At 75.5% G+C, this 17,289-nt stretch carries 12 protein-coding genes; 4 read left to right on the top strand and 8 right to left on the bottom strand.

Features of this window, described 5'->3' with window-relative positions; genetic code table 11:
• The first annotated feature begins 18 nt into the window (after positions 1 to 18).
• A complete protein-coding gene (locus ABTX81_RS13020; RefSeq protein ID WP_350543839.1) occupies positions 19 to 912 on the top strand; it encodes a transketolase family protein in 894 nt (297 codons plus the stop codon).
• Positions 913 to 919: 7 nt separating this feature from the next.
• On the opposite strand, the gene treZ is transcribed toward ABTX81_RS13020, so the two are convergent.
• The 4 genes from treZ to glgX form a co-directional block, all read right to left on the bottom strand.
• Positions 920 to 2,638: a malto-oligosyltrehalose trehalohydrolase gene (treZ, locus tag ABTX81_RS13015; protein WP_350543837.1), complete on the bottom strand. Its 1,719-nt coding sequence runs from the start codon at positions 2,636 to 2,638 to the stop codon at positions 920 to 922.
• On the bottom strand, positions 2,635 to 5,169 hold the full coding sequence (treY, locus tag ABTX81_RS13010; protein ID WP_350543835.1) for a malto-oligosyltrehalose synthase: 2,535 nt from the start codon (positions 5,167 to 5,169) through the stop codon (positions 2,635 to 2,637). The genes treZ and treY overlap by 4 nt, the downstream gene beginning before the upstream one ends.
• Positions 5,170 to 5,249: 80 nt before the next feature.
• Positions 5,250 to 5,996, bottom strand: a complete 747-nt coding sequence (locus ABTX81_RS13005; protein ID WP_350543833.1) for a hypothetical protein — start codon at positions 5,994 to 5,996, stop codon at positions 5,250 to 5,252.
• A gap of 84 nt (positions 5,997 to 6,080) precedes the next feature.
• Positions 6,081 to 8,222 carry a glycogen debranching protein GlgX gene (glgX, locus tag ABTX81_RS13000; RefSeq protein WP_350543831.1) on the bottom strand — a complete coding sequence of 714 codons (2,142 nt, stop codon included), beginning with the start codon at positions 8,220 to 8,222 and terminating at the stop codon, positions 6,081 to 6,083.
• A 486-nt stretch (positions 8,223 to 8,708) separates the two neighbouring features.
• On the opposite strand from glgX, the gene ABTX81_RS12995 reads away from it, so the two are divergent.
• The 3 genes from ABTX81_RS12995 (at position 8,709) to ABTX81_RS12985 (ending at position 11,855) form a co-directional block, all read left to right on the top strand.
• Complete coding sequence (locus ABTX81_RS12995) at positions 8,709 to 9,989, top strand: DUF5919 domain-containing protein (RefSeq protein ID WP_350543829.1); 1,281 nt, start codon at positions 8,709 to 8,711, stop codon at positions 9,987 to 9,989.
• Between the two features lie 125 nt (positions 9,990 to 10,114).
• Positions 10,115 to 10,660 carry a hypothetical protein gene (locus ABTX81_RS12990; protein ID WP_350543827.1) on the top strand — a complete coding sequence of 182 codons (546 nt, stop codon included), beginning with the start codon at positions 10,115 to 10,117 and terminating at the stop codon, positions 10,658 to 10,660.
• Between the two features lie 493 nt (positions 10,661 to 11,153).
• Entirely contained in the window at positions 11,154 to 11,855 is a 702-nt protein-coding gene (locus ABTX81_RS12985) for an exonuclease domain-containing protein (RefSeq protein WP_350543825.1), read from the top strand.
• On the opposite strand, the gene ABTX81_RS12980 is transcribed toward ABTX81_RS12985, so the two are convergent.
• The 4 genes from ABTX81_RS12980 to ABTX81_RS12965 all read right to left on the bottom strand — a co-directional run bounded on the left by ABTX81_RS12980 (position 11,827) and on the right by ABTX81_RS12965 (position 17,212).
• Positions 11,827 to 12,678, bottom strand: coding sequence for a DUF3592 domain-containing protein (locus tag ABTX81_RS12980; protein ID WP_350543823.1), 852 nt, complete (start codon positions 12,676 to 12,678; stop codon positions 11,827 to 11,829). The two genes, ABTX81_RS12985 and ABTX81_RS12980, sit on opposite strands and share 29 nt — an antisense overlap.
• 10 nt (positions 12,679 to 12,688) lie before the next feature.
• On the bottom strand, positions 12,689 to 13,621 hold the full coding sequence (locus ABTX81_RS12975) for an SHOCT domain-containing protein (RefSeq protein ID WP_350543821.1): 933 nt from the start codon (positions 13,619 to 13,621) through the stop codon (positions 12,689 to 12,691).
• A 290-nt stretch (positions 13,622 to 13,911) separates the two neighbouring features.
• Positions 13,912 to 14,805: a phosphotransferase enzyme family protein gene (locus tag ABTX81_RS12970; protein WP_350543819.1), complete on the bottom strand. Its 894-nt coding sequence runs from the start codon at positions 14,803 to 14,805 to the stop codon at positions 13,912 to 13,914.
• Between the two features lie 145 nt (positions 14,806 to 14,950).
• Positions 14,951 to 17,212: an MMPL family transporter gene (locus tag ABTX81_RS12965; RefSeq protein WP_502892772.1), complete on the bottom strand. Its 2,262-nt coding sequence runs from the start codon at positions 17,210 to 17,212 to the stop codon at positions 14,951 to 14,953.
• Between the last annotated feature and the right edge of the window lie 77 nt (positions 17,213 to 17,289).

Here is a 17,289-nt window from a genome sequence, read left to right as displayed (position 1 = left end):
AGAAGGAGCACCAGAACCGTGGACACCATGCGCGAGCGCTTCATCGAGACCACCTCCCGCCTGCTGGACGAGGACCCGCGGCTCGCCGTCGTCCTGGCCGACATCAGCGCCGCGGGCTTCCAGCCGGCCGCCGAGCGGCACCCGGACCGGCTGATCAACGTCGGCATCCGCGAGCAGCTGCTGATCGGCGCCGCCGCCGGACTGGCCTTCACCGGGCTGCGCCCGATCGCCCACACCTTCGCCAGCTTCCTCGTCGAGCGCCCCTTCGAGCAGGTGAAGCTGGACCTCGGCCACCAGGGCGTCGGCGCGGTACTGGTGAGCGCGGCCGGCTCGTACGACTGGCCCGCCGGCGGCCGCACCCACATGGCGCCGGGCGACGTCGCGCTGCTGGACACGCTGCCGGACTGGACGGTGCACGTGCCCGGCCACCCGGACGAGGCGGAGCGGCTGCTGCGCCACGCGGTGGCCGACGGCGACCGCAAGGTGTACGTCCGGCTCTCCGAGCACCGCAACGAGCGCGCCACCGCGATCGAGCCGGGCCGCTTCACGGTGGTGCGGCAGGGCGGGCGGGGCGCGGTGGTCGCGGTCGGCCCGATGCTGGACGCCGTGCTCGCCGCCACCGAGAACCTGGACGTCACCGTGCTGTACGCGGCCACCGTCCGGCCGTTCGACGGCGCCGCGCTGCGGGCCGCCACCGAAGGGAACGCGGACGTGGTGCTGGTCGAGCCCTACCTGGCCGGGACCTCCGCCAACGAGGCGCACGAGGCGCTCGCCGACCGCCCGCACCGGCTGCTCGCCCTCGGGGTGCCGCGCGCCGAGCACCGGCAGTACGGCTCGATCCCGGAGCACCTGACCGCCTACGGCCTGGACGCGCACGGGCTGCGCGACCGGATCGACGGCTTCCTCGGATGACGGAACGTCAACTCCTCAGCAGGGCCACCGAGTCGGGTGCGAGCGTCAGCCGTCCGTCGGTGAGATCGCTCCCCCCGAACGCCGCCACCACCTCCCCCTCCAGCCGCAGCGCGACGGATCCCGCCCCGAGGTTGACCGCCACCCGGTAGGGCCCCCGGCGCACCACCAGCCACCCGGCGGCCTCGTCGGCCTCGACCCGCACCGCCGCCAGGTCGGGGTCCGACAGCTCCGGGTGCTCGCGCCGCAGCCGGATCAACCGCCGGTACCAGTCCAGCAGTTCGGTGTGCGGGGCGCGCCTGGGCTCGGTCCAGTCGAGGACGGAGCGCAGCACGGTGGCCGGCTCCTGCGGGTCCGGCACCGCGTCCGCCGACCAGCCGTGCTCGGCGAACTCCCGCCGCCGGCCCCGGCGGACGGCCTCGGCGAGGTTGGGGTCGGTGTGGTCGGTGAAGTACTGCCAGGGCGTGACCGCGCCCCACTCCTCGCCCATGAACAGCATCGGGGTGAACGGCGAGGTGAGCACCAGCGCGGCGCCGCAGGCGAGCCGGCCGGGGGAGAGGCCGGCGGAGATCCGGTCGCCGAACGCCCGGTTGCCGATCTGGTCGTGGGTCTGCAGGTAGCCGAGCAGCCGCTCCCCGTGGGCGGGCGGGAACGGCCGGCCGTGGTGGCGGCCGCGGAAGGAGGACCAGCCGCCGTCGTGGAAGTACCCCCGGGTCAGGGCCTTGGCGACGGCGGTGAGCGGGGCGGCGGCGAAGTCCCCGTAGTAGCCCTGGGATTCACCGGTGAGGGCGCAGTGCAGGGCGTGGTGGAAGTCGTCGCTCCACTGGGCGGCGAGCCCCAGCCCGCCCGCCTCGCGCGGGGTGGTGGTGCGCGGGTCGTTGAGGTCGGACTCGGCGATCAGGAACAGCGGCCGGTTGGTGGCCACCGCCAACCGGTCGACCTCGCGGGCGAGTTCCTCCAGGAAGTGCACGGCCCGGTCGTCGGCGAGGGCGTGCACGGCGTCCAGCCGCAGGCCGTCGATCCGGTAGTCGCGCAGCCAGGCGAGCGCGCTGCCGATCAGGTAGGCGCGCACCTCGTCGGAGCCGGGCGCGTCCAGGTTGACGGCCGAGCCCCACGGGGTGTGGTGCCGGTCGGTGAAGTAGGGGCCGAACACCGGCAGGTAGTTGCCGGCCGGGCCGAGGTGGTTGTGCACCACGTCGAGGACGACGCCGAGTCCCTTGCGGTGCGCGGCGTCGACGAAGCGCTTGAGGCCCTCCGGTCCGCCGTAGGGCTCGTGCACGGCCCAGAGCGAGACGCCGTCGTACCCCCAGCCGTGCTTGCCGGGGAACGGGCAGACCGGCATCAGCTCGACGAAGTCGACGCCCAGCTCGACCAGGTGGTCCAGGCGTTCGGCGGCCGCGTCGAAGGTGCCGGCGGCGGTGAAGGTGCCGATGTGCAGTTCGTACAGCACGGCGCCGGCGAGCGGGCGGCCGCGCCACCCGGTGTGCGACCAGTTGAACGCGGCGTGGTCGACGGCGCGGCTGGGGCCGTCGGGGCCGTGCGGCTGCCGGGCCGAGCGCGGGTCGGGCAGCGGGCGGCCGCTGTCCAGCACGAACGCGTAGTCCCCGGCGGGCGCCTCGCCGTGCCACCATCCGGCGCGGGCCTCGTCCCGGAGCAGCGGGTGGTGCGTGCCGTCGACGGCCACCTCGACCCGCTCGGCGGCGTACGGTGCCCAGACCCGGTACCTCATGCCGGGTCCCTGGTCAGCAGGGCCACCGGGAGGTCGGCCAGCAGGTCCTTCACCAGCACCGGTCCGGAGGCGAACCGGCGCAGCGTCAAGGCGTCCGTCCACGCGTCCCCGTCGGGCAGGTGCAGCTCGGTGCCGCGCCAGCCGCCGCCGCGGGCGAGCCCGTACGGCAGGCGGGTGACGGCGGTGAGCACGTTCGGCCCGCGCCCGAAGGCGAGCAGGTGGTCGGCGGCCGGGCCGACGGCGGTGAGCGGCCGGTGGGCGCCCAGCGGGCGGGTGCGGCGCAGGTGCAGGGCGGTCGTGGTGAGGTGCAGCTTCTCGCGGGCGAGGTCGCCAGGGCGGGCCATCGCCGAGTCGGTGAGCCGCACGGCCAGCGCCCCGAGGTCGACGGCGCGCCGGTTGTCCGGGTCGACCAGGGTGTACAGCGGCTCCTCGCTGCCCTGGTAGAGGTCGGGCACGCCGGGCACGGTGAGGTGCAGCAGCGCGGCGGCCAGCGTGTTGGAGCGCGCGTACGGGGCGATCGAGGCCACGTACCCCTCGATCCGGGGGAGCAGTCCGGGGTTGCCGAAGACGGCGTGCACGCGGTCGGCGAGGGCGCGTTCGAAGCGGACGCTCTGGGTGGTCCAGGAGGTGTGGACCTTGGCCTCCCGGGCGGCCTTGAGCACGGCGGCGACCAGCCGTTCGGGGGTGGCCGGCCAGGCGGCGACCAGGGTCTGCCAGAGCAGCCAGTCGCTGTCGGGGTCCACCGCGGTCGGCCCCGGCCCTCCCGGCCCGGCCCCGGCGGCGGTGGACCAGGCGGCGGCCTCGGCGGCCCAGGACTCGGGCTGCTCGGCCAGCACGGCGAGCCGGGCGCGGGCGTCGGCGCTGCGCTTGGTGTCATGGGTGGAGAGCACCGTCATGGTGTGCGGCCAGTGCCGTTCGACGTAGTGGCACCAGGCGTGGAAGTCCTCGGTCCGCACCCCGGGCCTGGCCGGCTCGCCGCCGACCTCGTTGAGGCTCAGCAGCGCGTTCCACCGGTAGAAGGCGGTGTCCTCGACGCCCTTGGCGGCGACCGCGGCGGCGGTCTGGGCGAAGCGGACGGCGAACTCGTCCTGTTCGGGCCCGCGCCCGAGATCGCCCGCCGCGAGGGCGGCCACGAAGCGGTCGGTGGCGTCGGTGGTCCCGTCGTCGGCGGCGAGCGCCTCCCGCAGCTGCCGGGAGGAGACCTCCGGCAGCGGCTCCCCGGGCCGCGGATAGGGCCGGTACGCGGGGTAGCCGGTGAGCAGCCGGCGCAGCGCGGCCCGCAGCCGCCACGGCGGGTGGTCGGCGTACGCGGGGTCGGCGGCGCCGAGCCGGACGGCGAGGCGGACCAGCCGCTCGATCTCGGCGGCCAGCTCGTCCTCGGGCCCGGTCATGTCGGCCCGCCCCCGCCGGGCGGCGGCCAGCGCCGGGTGCGGGTCGGCGCAGGGCTCGCCGCCCGGGGGAGCGCCGGTGAGGAACGCCTCGTACGCCCCGGCCAGCCGGCAGGCGCCCGCGTGGTCGGTGAGCACCCCGTCGATCCGGCGCAGCGCGTCGTACCCGGTGGTGCCGTCGCACGGCCAGTCGGCGGGCAGCCGCTCCTCGCCGGTGAGGATCTTCTCGACCACGGTGTACGTCCCGCCGGTGGCCTCGGCGAGCCGTTCCAGGTAGCCGCGCGGGTCGGCGAGCCCGTCCGGGTGGTCGATCCGGAAGCCGTGCAGCACGCCCTCCCGGTGCAGCCGCAGCAGCACGCCGTGGGTGGCCTCGAACACCTCGGGGTCCTCGACCCGGACCGCGATCAGCTCGTTGACGGTGAAGAACCGCCGGTAGTTGAGCTCGGTGCGGGCCAGCCGCCACCACGCCGGCCGGTACCACTGGCGGGCGAGCAGCTCGGGCAGCGGGAGGTGCTCGGTGCCGGGGCGCAGCGGCAGGACGTGGTCGTGGTAGCGGAGCGTGTCGCCGTCCACGGCGAGCTGGTCGAGGACGGCGCCGAGCCGGTCGCCGAGCAGCGGCAGCAGCACCCGGCCGTGCCCGGGGGCGTCCGGCGGTCCGGGCAGGGCCTGCCAGTCGATGTCGAACCAGCGGGCGTACGGCGAGTCGGGACCGTCCCGCAGGACCTGCCAGAGCGGCCGGTTGAGGTGCTCGGGGGCGGGCACGGCCATGTGGTTGGGCACCACGTCGGCGATCAGCCGCAGGCCGTGCCGGTGCGCCTCGGCGGCCAGCGCGCGCAGGGCCGGCTCACCGCCGAGCTGCTCGGCGATCCGGCCGTGGTCGACGGTGTCGTAGCCGTGGGCGGAGCCGGGCACGGGCTCCAGCAGCGGGGAGAGGTGCAGGTGGGAGACGCCGAGGGCGGCCAGGTAGGGGACGGCGGCGGTGGCGTCGCGCAGGGTGAAGCCGGGCTGGAGCTGGAGCCGGTAGGACGCCGACGGGACGTGGGCCGGAACGGCGGTCCGCACGGTGGTCGGGCGGCGGGAGGGGTCGAGCGACGGGACGGAGGCGGCCGGGCGTGGCTGCGAGGGCTCGGCGGCGTGGGTCATGCCTCCATGCCTACCCGGCGCGGCGCGGGGGCAAGACCCGTTGCTGGCCCGAACAGGTGAGCGGGCGGTGGCGGGGCTGCTCAGTGGCCCCGGCGCCGCCACCCCCGGGGCACCGTGAAGTAGCCCGGACGCTGCGGGCCGCCGGCCCCGGAGCGGCTCAGGCGCAGGATCAGGCCGTGCTCGGCCCGGGCGGCCGCGACCAGGGCGGCGGCCCCCGGGTCGTCCGCGTACTGGGCGAACGAGCTGTTGAACATGGTCGGGGTCGGCTCGGGCAGCGGCCGCCCGCCCGGCTCGTCCCAGTGCAGGGTCGCCCCCCGCGCGTACAGCCGGGGGCTGTTCCTGGGGGATCCGTCCGGGTGGCGGCCGCCGTGCCGGTAGTACGCCAGCGCCTCGGCGACCGAGCCGGGCGGGTGCGGCAGCCGGGGGTCGTGGAACAGGCCGCTGCCCCAGTCGGCGACCCCGGCGGCGTCGATCCGGCGCAGCAGCTCCGGGACGTCCGGTCCGGCGGCGAAGTAGGCGGTCGCGGCCAGCTGGCAGACCAGCTCCAGCCGGCGGCCGGGGTCGAGCCCGAGCCCCGGGGCGAGCCGCCGGTCGTCCACCTGGGTCACCAGGTGGGTCACCCCGTCGATCTCACCGAGCCGCCCGATCAGGCCCTCGACCTCCGCGCGCTCGGCGGCCCGGGCGGCCTCCGCCTCCGGGGTGCGGGTGCGCGCCAGCAGCCGCCGGTACGGGGGAGGGCGCCGGATCGTCGCGTCCGCGATCCGGCCGGGGACGGAGAGCAGTGTCCCCAGGACGAACTCCGTCGCGCTCGACTGATCACCCGCCATGCCGGCCGCCCCCTCGGTCCCCGGTTCCTCCGGGGACCACCGTGACCCGGGAGGCGGCCGGTGTGCAAGGGCCGCCGGGCGATCTCAGGCGGGCCGCTGCAGCACCATCAGCGAGCGGTCGGTGAGCCAGAGGGTGTCCCCGGCCTTGACCCGGGCCGCGGAGTCCGGCGCGGGCGGCTGCGGCCGGGCGGTGTCCACCACCACCTGCCACTCCTGCCCGTGCCCGGCCGGGACGGTGAACTCCAGCGGCTCGAAGTGCGCGTTGAACATCAGCAGGAAGGAGTCGTCGACGATCCGCCCGCCGTGCCGGTCCGGCTCCGAGATGGCGTAGCCGTTCAGGAAGACCGTGAGCGACTTGGCGTAGCTGGCGCCCCAGTGGCGCTTGGTCATCTCCTCCCCGGTGGGGGTGAACCAGGCGATGTCGGTGAGGTCCCCGTGCTCGCCCCCGCCCTCCCCGGTGGACCGCCCCGGGACCGGGCGGCCGTGGAAGAAGCGCCGGCGCCGGAACACCGGGTGGTCGCGGCGCAGCCAGACCATCCGCTGGGTGAACTCCAGCAGCCGGGTCCGCGCCCCGCCGCCCTCCGGCCAGTGCACCCAGGTGAGCTCGTTGTCCTGGCAGTAGGCGTTGTTGTTGCCCTGCTGGGTGCGGCCGAACTCGTCGCCGTGGGAGAGCATCGGCACGCCCTGGGAGAGCATCAGGGTGGCGAGGAAGTTGCGCTGCTGGCGCGCCCGCAGCTCCTCGACGGCCGGGTCGTCGGTGGGGCCCTCGGCACCGCAGTTCCAGGACCGGTTGAACGACTCGCCGTCCCGGTTGCCCTCGCCGTTGGCCTCGTTGTGCTTCTCGTTGTAGGAGACCAGGTCGCGCAGGGTGAAGCCGTCGTGGCAGGTGACGAAGTTGATCGAGGCGATCGGGCGGCGGCCGTCGTCCTGGTAGAGGTCGGAGGAGCCGGTGAGCCGGGAGCCGAACTCGGCGAGGGTGGCGTTCTCGCCGCGCCACAGGTCGCGGACGGTGTCCCGGTACATGCCGTTCCACTCCGTCCACAGCGGCGGGAAGTTGCCGACCTGGTAGCCGCCCTCGCCGAGGTCCCAGGGCTCGGCGATCAGCTTGGCCTGGGAGACCACCGGGTCCTGCTGGACGAGGTCGAAGAACGAGGAGAGCCGGTCCACCTCGTGGAACTGCCGGGCGAGGGTGGCGGCCAGGTCGAAGCGGAAGCCGTCCACGTGCATCTCGGTGACCCAGTAGCGCAGCGAGTCCATGATCAGCTGGAGCACGTGCGGGCTGCGCATCAGCAGGCTGTTGCCGGTGCCGGTGGTGTCCTCGTAGAACCGCTGGTCGCGGGCGAGGCGGTAGTAGGAGGCGTTGTCCAGGCCGCGCAGCGAGAGGGTGGGCCCGAGGTGGTTGCCCTCGGCGGTGTGGTTGTAGACGACGTCGAGGATGACCTCGATGCCGGCCGCGTGCAGCGCCTTCACCATCGACTTGAACTCCTGCACCTGGTGGCCGCGGTCGCCGGTGGAGGAGTAGGAGGAGTGCGGGGCGAAGAAGCCGACGGTGTTGTAGCCCCAGTAGTTGCCCAGGCCGAGGTCGCGCAGCCGGTGGTCGCGGACGAACTGGTGCACCGGCATCAGCTCGATCGCGGTGACCCCGAGCTTGGCGAGGTGCTCGATGACGGCGGGGTGGGCGACGCCCGCGTAGGTGCCGCGGATCTCCTCGGGGATCCCCGGGTGCAGCTTGGTCAGGCCCTTCACATGGGCCTCGTAGAGCACGGTGCGGTGGTAGTCGGTGCGCGGCGGGCGGTCGGTGCCCCAGTCGAAGTAGGGGTTGATCACCACCGAGTGCATGGTGTGCGGGGCGGAGTCGAGGTCGTTGCGGCGCTCGGGGGCGCCGAAGTGGTAGCCGTAGACGGACTCGTCCCAGTCGATGTGGCCGCTCATCGCCTTGGCGTACGGGTCCAGCAGCAGTTTGGCGCTGTTGTGCCGCTGGCCGAGGCCCGGGTTGTACGGGCCGTGCACGCGGAAGCCGTAGCGCTGGCCCGGCTGGACGCCGGGGAGGTAGGCGTGCCGGACGAAGGCGTCGGTCTCGCGCAGCTCGACGGCCGTCTCCGAACCGTCCTCGCCGAGCAGGCAGAGCTCGATCCGGTCGGCGCTCTCCGAGAACACCGCGAAATTGGTGCCGGCCCCGTCGTAGGTGGCGCCGAGCGGGTAGGGGGTCCCTGGCCAGACCTGCATGGTTGCTCGACTCCCTTGCGTCGAAGGAGAACTGACGGTCAGTCCGATGATCGTGGCCGGACCGCTGGGTGTGCCGGCCGGGCGCCGTGGCGGACGGCGCCCGGGCGCGGCACAGTCCGCATACTCCCCGACGCCCTCCCCGGTGGCGGGGCCATTCGCGCCGTGTTCGCCCGAACGGGTGTCCCCACGGTGTCCCGGGGGCGTCACGCCGCCGTCGCGGGGCTTCCGTGCCGCGCGGGGCGGATGAGACGGTTGGGGCGGACCGCGGGCCGGCCGGCGCCGTGGGTCCAACCGGCTGCGGGCGGTTCGCGGCGGGCAGTACCCTTGATCGTCCGGCTGTTCGGGGCCTGTGGCGGTCCATCAGGCGAACCGGCGGCGAACCGGCGGTGCGTCGGCGGCGCGCCGTGCGGCCGACCGGCCGGACGGCAGGCAGACAGCTCCGAGCGGCCCCGGGCGGCTCCCAGCAGGAACCAGGTGAGGTGGCGCATGGTGTTCCCCGCCGGCGGCCGTGGCGGTGGGCCCGGCGGCCCCGACCGGGGCAGCGCCCGCAGCGAGGCGCCGACGGTGGTCATGCGGCCCGCCCTGACCGGCGGGCGCTCGCTCGTCCCGGCGCAGGGCGGACCGGTCGAGGTCCCCGCGCTCGCCTGGTCCGGCGCCGAGTGGGAGGACGCCTACCAGCGGGTGCGCCTCTCCGGCCGCGCCTACGTCTGGCTCAACCTGGTCGAGCAGCGGCTGCGCTCGCTGGTCGACGAGGTGCTGCACCCGATCTACGCGCCCGCCCACGGCGAGGACTGGGTCACCGCCGCGGCCGGCCCGGCCGGCGAGGAGTGGGCGCACCGGGCCGGCGCCGTGCGCGAGGTCAGCCGGCGCAAGGGCTACCTGCTCGACCCGGCCGACGACGACCCGCTGGTCTTCCTCACGCTGCCGCAGCTGCGCGAGCTGATGGTCCAGCACTGGCCCTGCTTCGAGCCCTACCTGGCGGACCGCCGGGAGATCGAGCTGGCCCTCGACGAGCTGGAGGTCGCCCGGCACGTCGTCTCCCGCAACCGGGTCCTCACCCCGACCGTCCTCGCCCAGACCGAACGGGCCGCCGCCCGGCTGCTCGCCCTGTTCGACGGCGGGGCCGGCGCGGTGCCCGCGGACGTCGTCGAGTCGCTGGTCGCCGGCCGGTACGCGGACGTCGTCGCGGTCCACCCCGACCGGGTCCGCCTCCAGCGCGACCTGCCGGTCGAGGACCTGCTCGACGGCGCCCGGCGGCTGGACGCGCTCGGCATCGGCCTCGGCATGCTCTGCCAGAACTACACCGGCAAGCGGCTGGTGCGGCTCGCCACCGACGGCTGCCGGGTCCGGCTGCTCTTCCTCAACCCGGCCAGCAGCGCCGTCCGCCGCCGCGAGCGCGAACTGGGCCTCGGGCGCGGCGAGCTGGGCCGCTCCATCCAGATGAACATCCTGCACGTGCGCCGGGTCCGCGCCGCGCTGCGCGACCAGGGCGGCTTCGAGATCCGGGTGTTCGACGAGACCCCGCGCTTCACCGCCTACCTGGTCGAGGGCGTGCCGTCCGCCGCGACGGCCCCCGGCGGCCGCCGCCAGACCCGCGACCTCGGCGTCGTCCAGCCCTACCTGCGGCGCGCCCGCGGCATGGAGTCGCCGGCCCTGGTCCTGCGCGGCGGCGCCGGACAGCAGCCGGGCGGCACGGACGCCGGGCTGCTGGAGGTCTACCGCGAGGAGTTCGAGGGCGTCTGGGCCGACTCCCGCCCGGTCTCCTGACCGTCTCCCCCGGCAGGGGGACGCGGCCCCTCCCGAGGGCGGAGGCGGCGGCCCCGGGGCGGCCGGGATCGTGGAGGCACCGGGCCGGCACCGCGCCGGCCGCCTCCGAGGAACGAGGTCCGACCATGCGCAAGCACCTGCTGGGCGCCGCCCTGGCGAGCACCCTGGCACTCGCCGCCGCCCCGACGGCCGCGGTGGCCGCTCCGGCCTCCCCGTCCCTGCACGGCTGGGCCCGGCTCGCCCCGCTCGGCTCCGCCCCCGACCCGACCCAGCTGCTCACCCTGGGCGTCGCCGCCCGCGGCGGCCGGGGCCACGCCACCATCCAGCACGTCTTCGACCGGGGCACCGACCGCCAGTTCACCGTCCGGGTCGAGGTCCGGGTGGACTGCCTCACCGGGACCGGCGGGACCGTCGTGCTCACCGGCACGGCCGACTCCATCGCCTACACCACCGGCCCCGCCCTCGATCCGGTGCCGCCGCTGCCGAGGACCTGGCACCCCGAGGTCGCTCTTGTCTTCCGCCCCGACGGGGAGGGCGGCCACCGGATCGCCTGGACGGGCATCCCCCGGGGCGGCGTCGACGGCGCGCCGGTCGCCACCCCCTGTCAGGAGCCCACCGGCACCGGCCCCGACCTCGCCCCCGTCCGGGGCGGCTTCACCGTCCGGGGCTGACGGGCGGGCCCCGCCGCCGGGCGGACCACGGGCACGGCGACCGGGTCCTGCGCCTCCACGGTGAACCGGGGCCGCTCGTACAGCCGGCGCACGGCGCTCCCCGCCCCCGGCCCTGGTGCGCCGGGGCGAGGCAGAAGTGCTCCAGCAGCCGACCGCCCGGCGCACCCGGTGCACGTCGTAGCGCCCGGGCCGGGCCGGACCGGGGCGCATGACCTCGGCGCGCAGCTCGGCGATCGCCTCGACGTCCTCGGGGCCGCCCGGCCGCAGCGACCACCCGGGGGCACCGGTCGTGATGCCCACCCGGCCGGTCTCCCCGCCGCCCACCCCGCCAGGCCGGCGGTTTCGCCCGCCTCGCGGACCACCGGGGCGGACGGCGCGCGGGGCCCGGCGGCACCGGCCGGGATGCCCGCCGCCCGCCCCACCGGCCGGATTGTCGGAGGGGCGGGTGATGATAGGGGCTGCTTCGACCCAGAGGACGGAAGGACACACCCCTATGAGCTGGTGGCAGCAGCCACTGGTCGGCTTCGACCTGGAGACCACGGGCACCGACCCGGCCGTGGACCGCATCGTCACGGCCGCCCTCGTGGACACCGTCGGGGCCCGCCGGCTGAGCGCCACCGGCTGGCTGCTCGATCCGGGCGTCCCGATACCCGCCGAGGCGGAGGCGATCCACGGGATCGGCGACGACCTGGCCCGGGCCAAGGGGCGGGCGGCCAAGGAGGCGGTGGACGAGATAGCCGCGGCGCTGTGCGAACGGCTGGCCGCCGGGCGGCCGGTGGTGGCGTTCAACGCGCCGTTCGACCTGTCGCTGCTGGACGCCGAGCTGCGCCGGCACGGTCTGCCGGCGCTCGCCGAGCGCCTCGGGGGGCCGGTCGCGCCGGTGCTGGACGCGCTGGTCATCGACCGCGCCGTGGACAAGTACCGCAAGGGCTCCCGCACCCTCCAGCGGGTCTGCGAGGTGTACGGGGTCGAACTGACCGACGCCCACGAGGCCGGCAGCGACGCCCTCGCCGCCGTCCGGGTCGCCGTCGCCCTCGCCGAGCGCTACCCCGACCAGGTCGGTGGCGTCCCGACGGCCGAGCTGCACGCCCGGCAGGTCGGCTGGTACCGGGCCTGGGCCGAGGACCTGCAGTCCTGGCTGCGCCGGGGCAAGGACCCGGAGGCCGTCATCGACCCCCGTTGGCCCCTGCGCTGAGCCCGGTCCCCAGCAGGCGGGCCTTGGCGGCGGCGAACTCGGCGGCGTCGAGGGCGCCGTCGCGGTGCAGCGCGGCGAGGCGTTCGAGCTCCTCGCTCAGCGGCGGTGCGGCGGACGGACCGCTCTCGGCGACCAGCGCGGCGGACGGGTCCTGCGGATCGTGGCGGACCGTCAGCCCGCTGCCGGCGCCCGGCAGCGCGTAGGAGGGGAACGTCCCGGTGTGGGTGAGCGTGTACGCGCGCCCGTCCGGGGCGGTGAAGCGGACGGTCAGCCGCAGCCGCTGGGCGGCGGCGCCGGGGGTAGGCCGGTGGTCGGCGTGCTGGACGTCGATGACTGTTCCGGGGACGGACAGCCCGGAGGTGTGCAACCGGGCGGCGAGGTTCCGGAGCGCCAGCCGCTCCGCGTTCTCGCGCCGGATCCGCCGTTCGCCGCGGACGCCGGCGACCAGGGTCAGCAGGGCGAACAGGCCGGCGGCGGCGAGCAGCCAGGGGCGCGGTGCCCCGCCGGCCGGGACGGCGCCGAGCAGACCGAGGAACACCACGCCGGCGGTGGTCATCGCGAGCGGCAGCCGCTGCGGCTTCTCGACGTCGCGGTTCTCGGCCAGGCCCAGGGCGCCGAACAGCGCGAGCAGCCACAGCACCACCCCGGCGGTGGTGAGCAGGGCCGTGACGTCGTCCTGGCACGGCGTGCCGGGCCCGCAGTCGCCGGCGGTGAACGAGTGCAGATAGCCCGTGGCCGCGCACCAGCCGCCGAAGGCGGCGAAGCAACCGAACATGAAGGCGGCGAACTTCCGGGCGCCGCTCACCCTGCGCGTGCTCGTCATTGCGCGGATGCTAGTGCGGGCCGTCCGTTCCCGGACGAACGACCGGGTGAACGACGGCGTCCCGCGGGGGATACGGCGGATGGCCGGAAGCGGAGCCGGTCCCCAGCAGGCGGGCCTTGGCGGCGGCGAACTCGGCGGTGTCGAGGGCGCCGTCGCGGTGCAGCGCGGCGAGGCGCTCCAGAGCGGCGACCACCTCCAGGGCGTCGGCGGGGACCGTACCGGCGGGCTCGGGGTCCGCGGCGGCGAGGGAGACGTGGGTGTTCTCCGGGTCGGCGGGGTCGTAGCGGACCTCGGCGCGGCCGCCCCGGCGCGGGGTCTCGTGGGCGGGGAAGGTGTCGGTGACGGTGGCCGTGCGGTGGGCGCCGTCGAGGGTGGTGAAGCCGACGGTGACGCGCAGACCGGTGTCGGTGTCGGCGGGGGTGAGGTCGGTGACCCGGGCGGGCACGGTGACGCCGAACCGCTCCAGCCGGTCCCGCTGTCCGGCCCGGCGCCGGCCCTCCAGCCGGAAGGCGTGCCAGCGGCGGGCGCCGTGCCGGTCGAGGACGGCGGTCAGCAGGGCGAGCGGGAGGACGGGGAGCAGCGCCCAGGGGTGGAAGGAGCCGTTGGCGAGGGCCGCGCCGAGCAGGCCGAGGGCGAGGCAGCCGAGCAGGACGCCCCGGTCGGAGGTGGCCGAGGGTTCGGTGGTGGGGGCGTCGCCGTGCGCGGTGGTGGCGGTGGCCACCAGGCACAGCAGCCAGAGCAGGATCCCGCCGGCCAGGTATCCGGCGGTGCCGAGGCCGTCGCACCGCCGCTCGGGACCGCAGGCGCCGGTGGCGTACGCGTGGACGAAGCCGGTGGCGGTGAGCCAGCCGGCGGTCGCGGTGAACGCGGAGATCAGCAGGAGCCCGACGATCCGACCGCTGCTCAGGCGCGGTCCGAGGGCAGCGGGGTGATCGGTGGCCATGCCGGGAGTCTAGGGGGCATGGCCGGGGGCTCGGTTGGCGGGGAAGTCGAAGCGGTAGCCCTGGGCGGTCAGCCAGGGCAGCAGCTGCCGCAGGGCGGCGACGGTCTGGGTGCGGTCGCCGCCGCCGTCGTGCAGCAGGACGACGCCGCCGGGCTTGAGCTGGGCCCGGACGGCGGAGACGATCGCGGCCGTGCCCGGGCGGGACCAGTCGCGCGGGTCGACCGACCAGCCCAGCGGGCGCAGGCCGTGGTCGGCGGCGATCGCCCGGTTTTCCGGCCACCGGCACCGGGTCAGAACGGGTACCAGCGCACCTCCGTGGCCCCCGTCCGCAGCGAGTCCACCCGGCGCCGGAACTCGGCCAGCGCGGCCGGGTTGCCGGGCGCCTGCTGTGCGACCCAGGAGGCGCTGGCCGTCTCCCGCGCCCCGCGCAGCACCGCGAAGCCGGGCCACTCGCGCACGTCCCAGCCGTACGCCTCGGTGAACGCCCGGTACTCCTCGCCCGGCACGCCGTAGCGGTCGTGGCTGAGCGCGAGCACCACCAGGTCGTGCTCGCGCAGGTCGTCGGCGACGAACTCCAGGTCGAGCAGGACGGGCCCGTCCGGGCCGATGTGGACGTTGCGCGGCAGCGCGTCGCCGTGGATCACCCCGGTCGGCAGGTGCGGGACCAGCGCGGCCGCCTCCGCGGCGAAGTCGTCCCGGCGCCGGCGCAGGAACTCCACGTCGGCCGGGTCGACATGGCCCTCGGCGGAGGCGAGCCAGCGTCCGACGGGCGCCAGCAGGTCGCGCCGGCCGAGCGTGAACGGCGGCTCGGGCAGCCGGTGCAGGGCGTGCAGCAGCGGGGCGAGGTCGACCGGGCGGGCCGGCCGCTCGGCGGGGGCCAGCCGGTGCCAGAACGTGACGGGGTGACCGTGGGCGAGCCGCGGTTCGACGGGCACCGCGTCGTACGGACGGACCACCGGGACGCCGTGGCCGGCCAGCCAGTCGGCGACGGCGAGCTCGCGGCGGGCGCGTTCGTGCAGTTCCGGGCCGCGGCCGATTTTGGCGACCACGGCCGGGTCGCCGAGGTCGAAGACGGCGTTCTCGCCGAGGGCGATCAGCCGGGCGTCCGCGGGGCCGGGCAGGCCGGCCGACTCGCAGGCGTGGGCGAGCAGCAGCCGGGCCCGTTCCTCGTCGAAGGGGAGCATGGGGGTGTCCGTTTCTTGCGTTGTCCTGCAATGACAGCCGGGTGGGGGCGGGCGATCATTCTGGCAAACGGCCGCCGGGCCCCGCGTCACGCGGGGCCCGGCGGTGTCCGAGGTCTGCGGGTCCGAGGACCACTGGAGGGGAAGGTCAGACCTCGATCCGGCGGTGCCGGGCCTGGTGGGGCTGCTGCCCGGGCGCGGGCTGCGGAACGTGGCCGGCGTGGACGGCGCCGGCGCCGACCGGCGGGACGCTCTCGCCGTGCGAGAGGTCGGGCAGCCAGCCGAGCCAGCGCGGCAGGTACCAGTTGCGCTCGCCGAGCAGGGTCATCACGGCGGGCAGCAGCACCGCGCGGATGATCGTCGCGTCGATCAGCACCGCGACCGCGAGGCCGACGCCCATCTGCTTCATGGCCTGCATGGACAGGGTGCCGAAGACCGCGAACACCGCCACCATGATCACCGCGGCGCTGGTGACCACCCCGGCCGTGGAGCGGATGCCGTGGGCGATCGCGGCCCGGGTCGGCAGGCCGCGGTCGCGGCCCTCCTTGATCCGGGAGACCACGAAGACGTGGTAGTCCATCGAGAGGCCGAAGAGGATCACGAAGAGGAACAGCGGCACCCAGGACTCCACCGCGCCGACGCCCTCGGTGCCGAGCAGCGAGGCCCCCACACCGTGCTGGAAGACCAGCGTCAGCACCCCGTACGCGGCGCCGACCGACAGCAGGTTGAGCACCACGGCGGTGCCGGCGACGGCCAGCGAGCGGAACGAGGTGAGCATGAGGAGGAAGGCGAAGGCCACCACGAAGCCGAAGACCAGCGGCATCGAGCCGGTCATCTTGGCGTTGAAGTCGTACGAGCCGGCGGTGCGGCCGGTGACCGGGGCCTCGGTGCCGGGCACCGTGAGCACGGTGGCGGGCACGAGCTGCTCGCGCAGCGTCTTCAGCGCGGTGGTGCTGACCTTGTCGTTGCCGGTGCCGTTGAGCGGGATGTCGACGGTGGCGACGTTCTGCTGCGGGTGGACGGTGACGTCGACCGGTCCGTGCATCTGCCCGCTGGCCAGGGCGCGGGCCTTGAGGTCGGCGATCGCGGCGGTCATCGCCGGGGAGTCGATGTCGGCGGCCTTGATCACGACGGAGGCGGGCGCCGGGCTGCCGGGGAAGGCGGCCTCGATCTTCTGCGAGACGGCGACCAGCTCATTGCCCTTGGGCAGCTGCTGCTGGAAGGTCAGGTTGGCGGTGTGCATGGTGAGCAGCGGGGCGGAGAGGCCGATCAGCACGGTCCCGGCGAGCACGGTGGCGGCCAGCGGGCGGCGCAGCACCGGGGTCAGCACGGCGTTCCAGAACCGGCCGCCGGTGGTGGCGGCGTCGGGGCGGCGGAGCTTGCCCAGGAACGGCACCCGGCCCTTGCCGACCTTGTCGCCGAGCATCGAGAGCAGCGCGGGCAGCACGGTGAGCGAGCCGAGCACGGCGGTGACGACGACCACGATGGTGGCGAAGGCCATCGACTCGAACTCGGCGATGCCGGTGAGGAACATGCCGGCCATGGCGATCACCACGGTGACGCCGGAGACCAGGACGGCCCGGCCGCTGGTGGCGGCGGCGATCCGCAGGGAGGTCTCCAGGTCGCGCCCGGCGGCCCGCTCCTCGCGCTCGCGGCGCAGGTAGAACAGGCAGTAGTCGACACCGACGGCGAGGCCGACCAGCAGCATCACCGAGCTGGCGCTGTTGCTGGTGTGCAGCAGGCCGCTGCTGAGCGCGACGAGTCCGCCGGCCGCGATGAAGGCGGTGAGGGCGAGCACGACCGGCAGGACGGCGGCGACCAGCGCGCCGAAGGCGACCAGCAGGATGCCGAGGGCGAGCGGGACGGCCGTCCACTCGGCGCGGGCGAAGTCGTCGGCGAACTGCTCGTCCATCCACTTGCCGGAGCTGGCGTCGCCGAGTTCGACCACGGTGAGGTCGGGGTGCTGCTTCTGGACGGCGGCGACGGCGTCGACCACGGCGGTGACGTTCTTCACCGCCTCCTCGTGCTCGCCCTTCACGGTGAGCTGGACGAGGGCGGAGCGGCCGTCGGCGGAGATCGCCTTGGTGTCGTAGGGGGAGCGGACGTCGGTGGCCTTGCCGGTGCCGTTGACCCCGCTGATCACCTGCTCGACGACGGTCCGGAAGGCGGGGGCGTCGGTGGTCAGGCCGGCGCTCTGGACCAGCACGGTCTCGGTGGACGGGGGCTTGAGGCCGGCCTGGTCGAGGATCTCGGCGGCCCGGGAGACCTGGCCGGGCATGGCTTCGGCGTCGGTGACCTTGGTGCTGCCGTGCATGCCGCCGAGGACGGCGGCGAGGACGACGAAGAGCAGCCAGCCGAAGACGGCGGTCTTTCTGTGCCGGGCGCTCCACGCGCCCATGGCGGCGGCCATGCCGAGCTTGGTCTTCACGGGTTCCCCCTGGGAGTGCGGCCGGCGCCGGGACCGGTGGCGGGCGCGGGCCGGGCCTA

Source organism: Kitasatospora sp. NPDC097605 (assembly GCF_040302725.1).
Classification (GTDB): Bacteria; Actinomycetota; Actinomycetes; order Streptomycetales; family Streptomycetaceae; genus Kitasatospora.
The sequence above is the reverse complement of the archived record's forward strand: the minus strand, read 5'-3'. Positions and strand labels throughout refer to the sequence as shown.